We start from the raw sequence: 12,026 nt of genomic DNA on the forward strand, positions 1-12,026 counted from the left end.
TCCATGGCCCAGTTTTTTATCAATCGACCCATCTTCGCGTGGGTGATCGCCCTGTTCATCCTGGTGATGGGCGGCGTGGCGATTACGCAATTGCCCATCTCGCAATATCCGCCGGTGGCGCCGCCTTCCATCGTGATCTCGGCCGGCTACCCGGGTGCATCCGCCCAGACGCTGGAGGACAGCGTGCTGTCCGTGATCGAGCGCGAAATGAATGGCTCACCTGGCATGATCTATATGGAGTCGGTCGCGCAAGCCAACGGCACCGGCACCATCACGATCAGCTTTGAGCCCGGCACCAACGCCGATCTGGCCCAGGTCGATGTGCAAAACCGCCTGTCGCGCGCTGCACCGCGCCTGCCGGCTGCGGTGACGCAAGCTGGCGTGCGCGTGGACAAATCGCGTGCCAACTTTTTGGTGTTCATCATGTTGTCGTCCGACAACCCGGACATCGACGTGGTGGGTCTGGGCGATTACGCCTCGCGCAACGTGTTGCCTGAAATCCAGCGCCTGCCCGGCATTGGCCAGGCGCAGTTGTTCGGTACCGAGCGCGCAATGCGCATCTGGATTGACCCGGCCAAGTTGACCGGCTTCAACCTGTCTGCCGCCGAAGTCAACGCCGCAATCCGCGCGCAAAACGCCCAGGTCTCGCCTGGCGCGATTGGCGATCTGCCCAATATCGGCGGCCAATCGATCTCGGCCACCGTGGTGGTGGACGGCCAACTCAGCAACACCACGCAGTTCGGCAACATCGTGCTGCGCGCGAATGCCGACGGCTCTGCGGTGCGACTGAAAGACGTGGCCCGCATTGAGCTGGGCGCGCAAACCTTTGCGACCGCGGCCCGCCTGAACGGCAAACCAGCCTCCGGTATTGGTGTCCAGTTGGCACCCAGCGGCAACGCGTTGGCCGCGGCCAAAGCCGTACGTGACCGCATGGAGCAATTGCAGCCCTACTTCCCCAAGGGCGTGAAGTGGACGATCCCCTACGACAGCTCGCGCTTCGTCAAGATCTCCATCAGCCAGGTGGCCGAGACACTGATTGAAGCCGTGGTGCTGGTGTTCCTGGTGATGCTTCTGTTCCTGCAGAGCTTCCGCTACACCATCATCCCGACCATCGTCGTGCCTGTGGCCCTGCTCGGTACCTTTGCCACGCTGCTGGCTTTGGGCTTCTCGATCAACGTGCTGACCATGTTCGGCATGGTGCTGGTGATCGGTATCGTCGTGGACGATGCGATCGTCGTGGTCGAGAACGTCGAACGCATCATGAGCGAGGAAGGCCTGCCGCCGCTGGAAGCTACGAAGAAGGCCATGGGCCAGATCTCGGGCGCCATCATTGGCGTGACCGTGGTGCTGATTGCGGTGTTCGTGCCGCTGGCGTTCTTTGCCGGCTCGGTCGGCAATATCTACCGCCAGTTCTCTGCGGTGATGGTCAGCTCCATCGCCTTCTCGGCGTTCATGGCCCTGTCGTTGACACCGGCCTTGTGCGCCACGCTGCTCAAACCCGTGGAAGCGGGTCACCACCATGCAAAGACCGGCTTCTTTGGCTGGTTCAACCGTGGCTTTACCAAGACGGCCAAGGGCTATGAAAGCGTGGTCGCGCGCATCCTGAAGCGCGCCGGCCGCTATCTGGTCATCTATGTGGCGATCATTGCCGCTGTGGCGGTGATGTATGTGCGTCTGCCCACCTCGTTCCTGCCCGGTGAAGACCAGGGCACGATGCTGGTGAACGTGAGCCTGCCGCCAGGCGCGACGCTGGAACGCACGCAAAACGTGATGGAACAGGTCGAAGCATTCATCCTGAAGCAGCCGGAAGTGCAAAGCATGGTCGGCATCCTGGGCTTCAACTTCTCCGGTCAGGGGCAGAACTCTGGCCTGGCGTTCGTAACGCTGAAAGACTGGCATGAGCGTGAAGGCGCCGAGCACTCGGCAGCGGCATTGGCGGGTCGTGCATTCGGTGGCCTGATGGGCATTCGTGATGCCTTCATCTTCCCGTTGTCGCCTCCTCCCATTCCCGAATTGGGTACGGCGTCGGGCTTCACCTTCCGCCTGCAAGACCGCGGTGGCAAAGGCCACGATGCACTTTTGGCCGCACGCAATCAATTGCTGGGCATGGCGTCCAAGAGCAAGGTACTCACGCAAGTACGTCCGGACGGTCTGGAAGACGCATCGCAATTGCAAGTCGACATCGACCGCGACAAGGCCAACGCGCTGGGCGTGAGCTTTGATTCGATCAACAGCACGATCTCCACCGCGCTGGGCTCGTCGTACATCAACGACTTCCCGAACCAGGGCCGCTTGCAGCGCGTCGTGGTGCAGGCCGATGCGCCGGCGCGCATGCAACCCGAAGACATCCTGAAACTGACAGCATCCAATGCACAAGGCAAGCCGGTTCCACTGTCCAGCTTTGCCAGCACGCGCTGGATCAAGGGTCCTATGCAGACCATCCGCTACAACGGCTATCCGGCCATGCGTATCGGCGGCGCTGCTGCACCGGGCTTCAGCTCGGGCGATGCGATGACCGAGATGGAAAATCTGTCCAAGCAACTGCCTGAGGGTTTTGCATTCGAGTGGACCGGCCAATCGCGCGAAGAAAAAATCGCCGGCTCGCAGGCGATCGTGTTGTACGGTTTCGCGATTCTGGCGGTGTTCCTCTGTCTGGCTGCGCTGTACGAAAGCTGGACCATTCCGCTGGCCGTGATTCTGGTCGTACCGGTCGGTATTCTGGGTGTGCTGCTGGCCACGGTGCTACGCGGCTATGCCAACGATGTGTACTTCCAGGTGGGCCTGATCACCATCATCGGCCTGTCGGCCAAGAACGCGATTCTGATCATCGAATTTGCGAAGGACCTGCAGGCGCAGGGCAAGAGCGCGGTCGAAGCAGCGCTGGCTGCTGCGCATCTGCGCTTCCGCCCTATCCTGATGACGTCGATGGCGTTTGTGCTGGGCGTGCTGCCGCTGGCAATTGCCAGTGGTGCAGGCTCGGCAAGCCAGCGTGCCATCGGCACCGGCGTGATCGGCGGCAGCTTGATCGGCACCTTCCTCGCGGTGTTCTTTGTACCGATCTTCTTTGTGGTCGTGCGCAGCCTGTTCAAGGGCAGCGAACGCCAGCGCCAGTTTGATGCGCAACACGCCCATGTGTCGGAGGCTCCAAGCCATGAATAAACCATCTATGACTTCCAACACCTCACGCCTGGCGCTGCTGACGGCGGCCCTGCTGCTGGGCGGCTGCATGAGCCTGGCGCCTGAATACCAGCGCCCTGCCGCGCCTGTAGCAGCCAGCTTTGACGGCAACGCCCCCGCCGGTGCCGGCGTACGGCCTACCGCTGATTTGGGCTGGCAACAGTTCTTCCAGGATGCGCGACTGAAAGCCCTGGTGGGCCTGGCATTGCAAAACAACCGTGACCTGCGGATTTCCGTGCTGAACATCGAGCAGGCGCGCGCACAGTTCGGTGTACGCCGCGCTGACCAGTGGCCCACGCTCAACGCGGGCATCAATGGCACGCGGGGCCCTGCCGCCTCCGGCGAGATCACCAGCCTGTACACCGCGGGTCTGAGTGTCACGGCCTACGAGCTGGATTTGTTTGGCCGCGTTGCTTCGCTGAAAGAATCGGCACAAGCGCAATTGCTGGGCACCGAAGAAGCCCGCAAGACGGTGCAGATGGCGTTGGTGGCATCCGTTGCCAACACCTACCTGAACCTGCTGGCCGATGACGAGTTGCTGCGCATCGCGCAATCGGCGCTGACGACACGCCAGGAATCACTGAAGCTGACCAAGCTGAAGTTCGACAACGAAGCTGCGTCCAAGCTGGACCTGAGCCAGGCCGAGTCGTTGCTGGAAGCCGCCAAGGTGGCACTGGCCCAGACCACGCGCCAACGCGCGCAGGATGAAAGCAGCCTCGCGCTGTTGTTGGGCCAGCCCCTGCCCGCCGACCTGCCCGCAGGTTTGCCGCTGACAGCCCAAGGCCTGGTGACCGATTTGCCCGCTGGCGTGCCGTCCGAGGTCTTGGTACGTCGCCCGGACATCCGCGCGGCGGAGCAGCAACTATTGGCTAACAACGCCAACATCGGTGCTGCCCGTGCTGCATTTTTTCCGCGCATCACGCTGACCGGCAGCGCTGGCGTCGCCAGCAGTGATCTGGAAAAGTTGTTCAACGGCGCTGCATCGGCTTGGACTTTCGCACCGCAACTGTTGCTACCTATCTTTGATGCAGGCCGCAACAGCGCCAATCTGGACAGTGCGAAGGTTCAACGCGATATCGCTGTGGCCCAGTACGAGAAGGCGATTCAAACCGGCTTCAAGGAAGTGACCGACGCACTGGCCGGCCGGGCCACGCTGACCGAGCAACTGCGCGCCCAAACTGCGCAATTGAATGCCGAGAAAACGCGCACTGAGTTGACGGACCTGCGCTTCAAGCATGGGGCTTCGAGTTCATTCGATGTGCTGGACGCACAGCGCTCACTGTTCGCGGCGCAGCAAGCCGTGATTCAGGTGCAGTTGCAACAGGTGCAAAACCTGGTGACGCTCTACAAGGTGCTGGGCGGCGGTTGGCAGTAAGCCAGTTTCACTGGGAAATTGGAACAAAATAGGGCTGCGAAGCGCATGGAACGTGCGTAAGCAGCTCCTTTTTTTATAGCAATCAGGCGGGCGGCGCCATCTTCTGCAGCATGGCCCCCATCAGCTCATGCAACTTGTTCATGCCCTTGAGCGGGCGCACCATGACCTTGAAATGGCTGATGTGCCCCGCTGCATTCCAGGTAATCATGTCCACGCCGTTGATGGTGATGCCGTCTATCGTGCTTTGAAACTCCAGCACGGCGGAGTTCTCACCCTTCCACTCATTCAGGTAGACGAAGCTGTCGTTGTTCAGCACATGCAGCGCCGCATTCAGGTACATATAGGCGATGGCATGGCCATGCTGCGGCTTATGCACCACCGGCGACTCAAACACCACGTCCTGCGCCAGTAACGTGCCCAGCACGCTGGAGTCGCGGGATTTGACGATCTTGTGCCAGGCTTCGAGGGTGTTCATGGGCATCAGAATTCTCCGGTTGGGGCTGTGAGGCCACTAGCATACGATGCTTGGCAATATGACACGCTCACTTTTCCATACTCCCTTGCGTTTCGTGGCGGCGTTAGCTTTCGCATGCATGGCATCAGGCTGCGCGGACATGGGCTACCTGCTGCAGTCCGTCAAAGGCCACGTCGCCATCGTGCAAGCCGCGAAGCCCGTAGACCAATGGCTGGCAGAAGACACGACGCCCGACGCACTGAAGCAGCGTTTGCGATTGGCACAAGAACTGCGACGCTACGCAGCAGAGACGCTGAAACTTCCCGACAACGCCAGCTACACCCGCTACGCCGCTTTGCAGCGACGCGCGGTGGTGTGGAACGTCGTTGCCGCCCCCACCTACTCGCTCAAACCCAAGACCTGGTGTTTTCCGGTGACGGGTTGCGTGAGCTACCGCGGCTACTTCGAAGAACACGATGCGCAAGCGCTGGCCAGCACCCTGCGCCAGGAAGGCTGGGAGGCCAGCGTATTCCCGGTTCCCGCCTATTCCACGTTGGGCTGGACCAACTGGCTGGGCGGTGACCCACTGTTGAGCACATTCATCCACTATCCACAGGGCGAACTGGCACGCATGATTTTTCATGAACTGGCGCACCAGGTGCTGTACGTGCAGGACGACACGGCATTCAACGAGTCATTCGCTACGGCGGTGGAGCGGCTGGGCAGCGCGGCATGGCTCGCCATCCCCGCCCACTTTGTTGCGCGGCACGAATACACCAGCTTTGGCGCACGCCGCCAGGCTTTCAGAGCTTTGGCGGCAAAGACGCGCAAGAAACTGATTTCTATCTACGGAGATGGTGATGACCAGTCCACCCCAACGCCACAACAAGAGGCCCTGAAAGCGGCGGCCTATGGGGAGTTCCGTGCGGCATACGCACAACTCAAAGCCAGTTGGGGCGGCTACGACCGCTACGATCTTTGGGTAGCCAACGCCAATAACGCGGCCTTCGCGGCGCTTTCGGCCTATGACGATTGGGTCGATGCGTTTGAAGTTCTGTTTGCGCAACAGCACGGTGACTGGGCTGCTTTCTACGCTGCAGCAAAGACACTTGCCAAGCTGCCGCGCGAGGAGCGCACGCTGCATTTGCAGCAGCTGCAGAACGGCAAGCTTTAGGCGCTAGGCCGCCACCGGTGCGGCTACCGGCAAGACGCGGGGGAACCGGATGGTGAATGTCGTACCTTGCCCAACCACTGATCGAACCTCAATGCTGCCGCCCAAGGTCTTTGTCAGCAGATTTTTCACAATGGCCATGCCCAGGCCGGTGCCGCCCTCGCCAATCTTGGTGCTGTAGAAGGGTTCAAACATCTTCTTCAGGTTGTCTGCGGGAATGCCGCGCCCGTTGTCGCGCACCTCCATATCCACCCAATCCCCATGGGCCCGTGCCGAGATGATCAACTCACCCTGTGCCATGCCCTCAAAGGCGTGCAGATAGGCGTTGTTGACCAGATTGATGATGATCTGGCCCAGCGGACCTGGCAGACTGTCCATCGCGATGCCGTCCGCTATATCCAGCACGACGCGGTGCGGGTGGCGCTTCAGGGTGGGGCTTAAAGTCTGCAGAATTTCCTTGACCGCCTGTGCCAGATCGAACGAACGCCGCTGCTCGCTCGCCTGATCGGCTGCCACCTGGCGGAAGTTTTTCATCAGATCGTTTGCGCGGAGCAGGTTGCTCTCAATGATGTCCGCACCCTGGTCCACCTGCTCCAGAAAATAGTTCATGTCAGAGCGTTTGAGGCCGCCTTCGGCCAATAGCTTGCGAAAATCGCGCGACCCCGCCGACACGGTGCTCGCCGCGATGATGCTGTTGCCCAACGGCGTACCGATCTCATGGGACAGCCCAGCGACCAGGGTACTCATCGTGGCGCGTGCCTCGCTGCTGGCAAGGCTTTGCTGCGATTCACGCAGTTGCTCCAGGGTGGCTTCCAGTTCCGCGGTGCGCGCTTCGACACGAAGCTCAAGATTGCTATTGAGCTCCTCGAGGCGGGCTTGCGCCGTCTTGATGGCGGACACATCGAGATGGATACCGGAGATGTTCAGCGCGCGGCCATCCCCATCGCGGCTCCAGGCTTTGCCGTGCGACATGATCCAGACCCAGTGGCCGTCCTTGTGCCTCACGCGAAACTCGGCTTCGTAGACCGGCGTAGTGCCTGTCAGATGCGCTTCCCACAGCGCGGTCACCTGAGGCAGGTCATCAGGGTGAACAATATTGCGGAAGTCACCATCAATACGCGAAACCACTTCCTCAACGGTGTATCCCAGCATCTGGGCGTACTCCTGATTGACCTGGTCACTGCCTGTCGTCAGGTCGTGCTCCCAGGTGCCTGCATTGGTACCGGCAATGATGTTGGACAGACGCTGCCGCTCTTCGCGCAATACTTTCTCAGCCTGCCGCCGTTCGGTGATATCCAGGTTGGTGCCTACCATGCGCAGGGGCGTGCCATCTTCCCGGCGCTGTGTGATCCTGCCGCGGCTGTGTACCCAGACCCAGTGGCCTTGCTTGTGTTTCACCCGGTAATCCAACACCAGGAAGGGCGTCTCCCCGCGTTCATGCGCCCCGCGCAGCGCAAGGGCAGCTAGCCGATCGTCCGGGTGTACGCGCTGCGACCATTGCTCCAGGGTATCGACCGGATCTTCCGGGCCATCGCCCACAATCTCCTGCCCACGCGCATTGACACGCCGTATGCCGGTCACCAAGTCCAGATCAAACAGGCCCAGGTCACCACCCGCCAAAGCGAGGTCCAGTCGCTCTGCCTGTTCTTGCGCTTCGCGCGCGCGGGTTTGCGCCGCCTGCTGCAGGGCTTTATGCCTGCGCCGGAAAAAATAGATGGCACCCAATGTCAAAGCACACACCCCGGCATAGGTCACTCCCAGCACCCGCGCCAGTTGCCGCCAGGGCATCAAGACCGCCGCCTGCCCGCGGCTGACCGCCAGCATCAGCGGCTTGTTCATGCGCAACTGTTGAGGCTGCACCGTTCGATACACCACCAGCCGTGTGTCATCTGTCAGTGGCACGGTGCTCTCAAAAAAGTTCTCGACCCGTCCACTGTTCACGTGCCGTGTATAGAGCGTGTCAGGTTTTTTCAGGTCAGCCCCCTGAATGACTTTGCTTTCAGGTTGCGTCAGGAAGACCAGACCATCCCCGTGGATCAAACTGGCGCGCATGTCTTTGGCATAGAGCACCGAGAGCAAAAGCACTTTCAAGAAATCGGGGTCCAGCGTCGCTGTCGTAACTCCCAACAGCGCATTCCTGTCGCCTGTCCAGGCACGGGCCATGTTCACTGCATACGCACCCAGTGTTGTTGTGAACGGCGCAGACACATACAGAGTGTCGGCGCTGGGCGCGTTCTTGGCAGCCAGGAAATAGTCACGGTGGCTGGCATCAAAACCCAATGTGTCGGTCCGATTGGTAGATACCACGATGCCTTGCGGGTCAATCATCAGCATGGTGCGCACTGCTGGCATTGCATCCGCCAGCACACGCATGGTGGCGGAGCGCCCCGGGTTGTGGGCCGTGTCCTGCACCGACACTGCGGATTGCGGGCGCATGCTAAGCATCGCCTCATTGACACCTATCAATTGCTGCGTCAGCAGCGCATCGATTACCCGGACCTGGGTAAACAGTCGATCCCGCTCACGGTTGAGTGTCAGCGTACGCTCATGGTGAATGAAATAGGCCAGGAAGAGCCCAAACGCCACCAGCACGAAAATGGCAATACGCCACTGGGTCCGTTCCAGCTTGGCAAGCTTCAATTGGGTCTGGGGCATAGCGAAGTTCTGTCCATTGACTACAGCCTCCCAAGGGCTCATTTCAGGACAGTGTACGCGCTGAACAATCAGCGCCGCATGACGCTGCTTCGGGAAGGCTAAAAGCTTGCTATGCGCAGCCAAAATGCCCTAAAAGACATCGTCTCCTGGCCCGGTATGCAGCACGCTCAAGTCCAGCGGTCGCACTGCGCCCATCCACATTGCACGGTCCGTATGGTCGAGCAACTCGTTGTCGCTGATGGGGTGCACAAACACTACCAAGCCATTGCGCTGCAGTGCCAGCCACGGCACCAATTCGCCAAATAGCGCGGGTTTGAATGCCAGTTGGCAACTCCAGTCCGGGTGCGGGCCCACCGGCTTCTCATGCACACGCCCCATTGCCACGTCGAACTGTGCAGCGGCCGCTTCGCACAATGCACGCGCCTGGGCTATTGTTTTCTGTGAAAAATAGATGTGCGCGTGGTAGCCACGAATAGGGGAAGTAGACGAATCAGTGGTCGACATGGTTGGGCCATCTTAACGGTGACCACGACCCACGCAAGGCTGTTGCAAGCTAAGCCGCCGACAATCAACGCAATGCCAGTCCGCTACGCCCAAGCCTTTCCATTGCTCTTTGTGCTGCTCTGGTCCACCGGTTTTCTCGGTGCCCGCATGGGCCTGCCACATGCACAGCCCCTGACCTTTCTTCTGATCCGCTATGTCGCTGTGATTTGCCTGATGGCACCCGTTGCCTGGATATCGCGTGCACCCTGGCCTGCGCGCGCGCAGGACTGGTTCCATATCGGCGTTGCGGGTTTGCTGGTACATGGCATCTATCTGGGCGGTGTGTTCATTGCCATTTCAATGGGCCTGCCAGCAGGCGTTGCCAGCCTGATTGTTGGTTTGCAACCGCTGCTGACAGCGGTGGGTGCGGGATGGTGGCTGGGCGAGAAAGTACTCAATCGACAGTGGCTGGGTTTGCTGCTGGGTCTGGCCGGTGTTGCGCTGGTAGTGGCCGGAAAGATCGGTGCAGGTTTCTCTGCAATGGCATTGCTGCCAGTTGCCGTTGCGCTGATCGGTATCACCGCAGGCACGCTGTACCAGAAGCGCTACTGCCCGACCCTGGACTGGCGCACTGGTGCGATTGCGCAATTTGTACCCACTGCATTGGCCACACTGGCCGCTGCCTGGCTATTCGAAAGCTTTTACGTGGACTGGACCGGAGAGCTGGTGTTCGCGCTGGGCTGGCTGGTGTTGGTATTGTCCATTGGCGCAGTGAGTTTGCTGAATTGGCTGATACGCCAGAGCAGCGCAGTCAACGTCGCAAGCCTGTTCTACCTTGTGCCGCCTTGCACTGCGCTATTTGCATGGATGCTGTTTGGCGAGACGCTTGCCGGTCTTGCCATCGTCGGGATGGCGCTAACCGTTGGCGGGGTTTATCTGGCCCGCAAGTGACCTGGCGAGGGCACTGCGCTTACAAACACCGGGCTCAGTTGTGGCGCAGCGCCAGGGTACGGCGAATCGATTCGCGCAATTCCTTGGGCTCGAATTTGGCAACATAGGCATCAGCGCCCACGCTGTTTGCGTGACCTTCACTGGCCGTACCGGTCAACGATGAGTAAATGATGACCGGAATCCCTGCATAACGGGGGTCTTGCTTGATGTTGTGCGTCAATGAATAGCCATCCATCTCCGGCATTTCCAAATCCGTCAAAACCAGTGCCACTTTGTCCCGCGCCATCTTGCCCTGGGCAGTAGCCTCGGCTTGGATCGTGGCCAAGCGCTCCCAGGCTTCCTTGCCGTTCTTGGCCACCTGGAATTGCAGATTCATGGATTTCAAGCCCTCTTCAATCAACGCGCGGGCCACCGCGGAGTCGTCTACAAAGAGGATCGTGGAGCCTTCCGGCAAATGGAGTTCTGACAGCGCGGAATGGTCTACCGCAGCGCCTTGCGAAGCCGGGGCCACATTGCGCAAAATTTGTTCCACATCGAGCACCTGTGCCAACCGGGAATCCGGCGCATCGCCATCCAGCCGCGCAATGCCGGATATCAAACCGGCACCACTGGAGTCTGCCGATTGCAGGTGTTTCCAGTCCAGCTGCACGATTTCAACCACTTCATCCACCAGGAAAGCCTGCGTGGTACGGGCAAATTCCGTCACCAGCACGATACGGGAATCCGTTTGCGGAACGCAGCCCACCACTCCGGGCAGGTCAATCACCGGGATCAGTTGCCCACGTACATTGGCCAAGCCCATGTTGAATTTCGGCGCATTGACGATGGAGGTGATGTGGGGCGCGACCACAATTTCGCGCACCTTGAACACATTGATGCCAAACAATTCGCGTTGCTTCAGCCCGGAGTCCTGGCCCAAGCGGAACAAAAGCAGCTCAAACCTGCGGTCCCGCGCAGAGGTGGCTTGACCGTTGGATTTTGCGACCGTTGGACTGTTCATAAGTGTTCCCAATGCTTTCAGACTGAATGCAGTCTGGCTAGCAGTATGCACCCTGGGGAAACCATTTTCCACCCAGGTACAGATCCATACGGTGCGCTAGTCCAGACTACCGTACTGCGTGCCACCGATCATGATGCCGCCATCCAGCGGTGCCAGATCGCTCTGGTACTCCTTGTCACCCACCATCATAGGCGGCGGTGCGTAGCCGCCTTTCAATGCCTGCATGAAGGCGCGGGTTTCTTCTTCCGAAATGGGTTCGTAGTTGGAACCGCCGATGGCCGCTACGCGGCTCTGACCGGCCGGTTTTATGGCGCTTTCCTGACTGCGCGAAGTGACAGCGGCGGAATCACCGTGATCGGTGACGCGGGCGTGGAACTCGAACTGGCTCTCCGTTTCGCTGACGCGCCAGTAAGTGGCGTTGATGAGGATACCGAAGCGCTTGTAGGCATCGACCCGCATCATCTGCTCGAAGGCAGCAAAACTCTTGGTCTTGTTGGGCCGGTTGGTCACAAAGGATTTGGCGACGTCAATCATCACGATAAACCGGTGGTGGCGCTCATCAACCGGCATCACTTTGAACTTGTACATGCTGGCGATGACTTCCATGGCCAGAAAAGTATCGCGAATGCTCTGGTACAGCATTTCGCGCCGGAAGGCCATGCGCTCCTCCAGCGTCATGCGCTGGGCGTGCGCATTGTCTGCATCTGGAACTACGGCAGCAGCGGGTTTCTTTTTGACAAAGGAAAACATAGTTTTAGGG

The 12,026-nt window shown here is 59.9% G+C and carries 9 protein-coding genes; 4 read left to right on the plus strand and 5 right to left on the minus strand.

The window, feature by feature from the left end:
* The first annotated feature begins 3 nt into the window (after positions 1-3).
* Both AC1DV6_RS16830 and AC1DV6_RS16835 read left to right on the plus strand, forming a co-directional pair.
* Positions 4-3,159, plus strand: coding sequence for an efflux RND transporter permease subunit (locus tag AC1DV6_RS16830; protein ID WP_477979449.1), 3,156 nt, complete (start codon positions 4-6; stop codon positions 3,157-3,159).
* Positions 3,152-4,552, plus strand: coding sequence for an efflux transporter outer membrane subunit (locus tag AC1DV6_RS16835; RefSeq protein ID WP_477979451.1), 1,401 nt, complete (start codon positions 3,152-3,154; stop codon positions 4,550-4,552). Before AC1DV6_RS16830 ends, AC1DV6_RS16835 begins: the two co-directional genes overlap by 8 nt.
* Before the next feature lie 82 nt (positions 4,553-4,634).
* Here AC1DV6_RS16835 and AC1DV6_RS16840 read toward each other — a convergent pair whose 3' ends face one another.
* Positions 4,635-5,033, minus strand: a complete 399-nt coding sequence (locus AC1DV6_RS16840) for a nuclear transport factor 2 family protein (protein ID WP_477979453.1) — start codon at positions 5,031-5,033, stop codon at positions 4,635-4,637.
* A gap of 112 nt (positions 5,034-5,145) precedes the next feature.
* Here AC1DV6_RS16840 and AC1DV6_RS16845 point away from each other — a divergent pair, with 112 nt between their 5' ends.
* The gene (locus tag AC1DV6_RS16845; RefSeq protein ID WP_477979455.1) at positions 5,146-6,180 is read left to right on the plus strand and encodes an aminopeptidase; all 1,035 of its coding nucleotides are present in this window, start codon (positions 5,146-5,148) and stop codon (positions 6,178-6,180) included.
* 3 nt (positions 6,181-6,183) lie between these two features.
* On the opposite strand, the gene AC1DV6_RS16850 is transcribed toward AC1DV6_RS16845, so the two are convergent.
* A complete protein-coding gene (locus AC1DV6_RS16850; RefSeq protein WP_477979457.1) occupies positions 6,184-8,832 on the minus strand; it encodes a PAS domain-containing protein in 2,649 nt (882 codons plus the stop codon).
* A 129-nt stretch (positions 8,833-8,961) separates the two neighbouring features.
* Entirely contained in the window at positions 8,962-9,336 is a 375-nt protein-coding gene (locus AC1DV6_RS16855) for a DOPA 4,5-dioxygenase family protein (RefSeq protein ID WP_477979459.1), read from the minus strand.
* A gap of 72 nt (positions 9,337-9,408) precedes the next feature.
* Here AC1DV6_RS16855 and AC1DV6_RS16860 point away from each other — a divergent pair, with 72 nt between their 5' ends.
* A complete protein-coding gene (locus AC1DV6_RS16860) occupies positions 9,409-10,266 on the plus strand; it encodes a DMT family transporter (protein ID WP_477979461.1) in 858 nt (285 codons plus the stop codon).
* A 34-nt stretch (positions 10,267-10,300) separates the two neighbouring features.
* On the opposite strand, the gene AC1DV6_RS16865 is transcribed toward AC1DV6_RS16860, so the two are convergent.
* Together AC1DV6_RS16865 and AC1DV6_RS16870 are read right to left on the minus strand one after the other, a co-directional pair.
* Positions 10,301-11,266, minus strand: coding sequence for a chemotaxis protein (locus tag AC1DV6_RS16865; protein ID WP_477979463.1), 966 nt, complete (start codon positions 11,264-11,266; stop codon positions 10,301-10,303).
* A gap of 96 nt (positions 11,267-11,362) precedes the next feature.
* Entirely contained in the window at positions 11,363-12,016 is a 654-nt protein-coding gene (locus tag AC1DV6_RS16870) for a hypothetical protein (protein WP_477979465.1), read from the minus strand.
* Between the last annotated feature and the right edge of the window lie 10 nt (positions 12,017-12,026).

The organism is Rhodoferax sp. P2_H8_2, from assembly GCF_056403235.1.

Excerpts from the sequence above, each read along its gene's own strand:
- AC1DV6_RS16830 (WP_477979449.1), top strand. The coding sequence starts at position 4 with ATGGCCCAGTTTTTTATCAATCGACCCATCTTCGCGTGGGTGATCGCC.
- AC1DV6_RS16835 (WP_477979451.1), top strand. The coding sequence starts at position 3,152 with ATGAATAAACCATCTATGACTTCCAACACCTCACGCCTGGCGCTGCTG.
- AC1DV6_RS16860 (WP_477979461.1), top strand. The coding sequence starts at position 9,409 with ATGCCAGTCCGCTACGCCCAAGCCTTTCCATTGCTCTTTGTGCTGCTC.
- AC1DV6_RS16870 (WP_477979465.1), bottom strand. The coding sequence starts at position 12,016 with ATGTTTTCCTTTGTCAAAAAGAAACCCGCTGCTGCCGTAGTTCCAGAT.
- AC1DV6_RS16845 (WP_477979455.1), top strand. The coding sequence starts at position 5,146 with ATGGCATCAGGCTGCGCGGACATGGGCTACCTGCTGCAGTCCGTCAAA.
- AC1DV6_RS16855 (WP_477979459.1), bottom strand. The coding sequence starts at position 9,336 with ATGTCGACCACTGATTCGTCTACTTCCCCTATTCGTGGCTACCACGCG.
- AC1DV6_RS16865 (WP_477979463.1), bottom strand. The coding sequence starts at position 11,266 with ATGAACAGTCCAACGGTCGCAAAATCCAACGGTCAAGCCACCTCTGCG.
- AC1DV6_RS16840 (WP_477979453.1), bottom strand. The coding sequence starts at position 5,033 with ATGCCCATGAACACCCTCGAAGCCTGGCACAAGATCGTCAAATCCCGC.
- AC1DV6_RS16850 (WP_477979457.1), bottom strand. The coding sequence starts at position 8,832 with ATGCCCCAGACCCAATTGAAGCTTGCCAAGCTGGAACGGACCCAGTGG.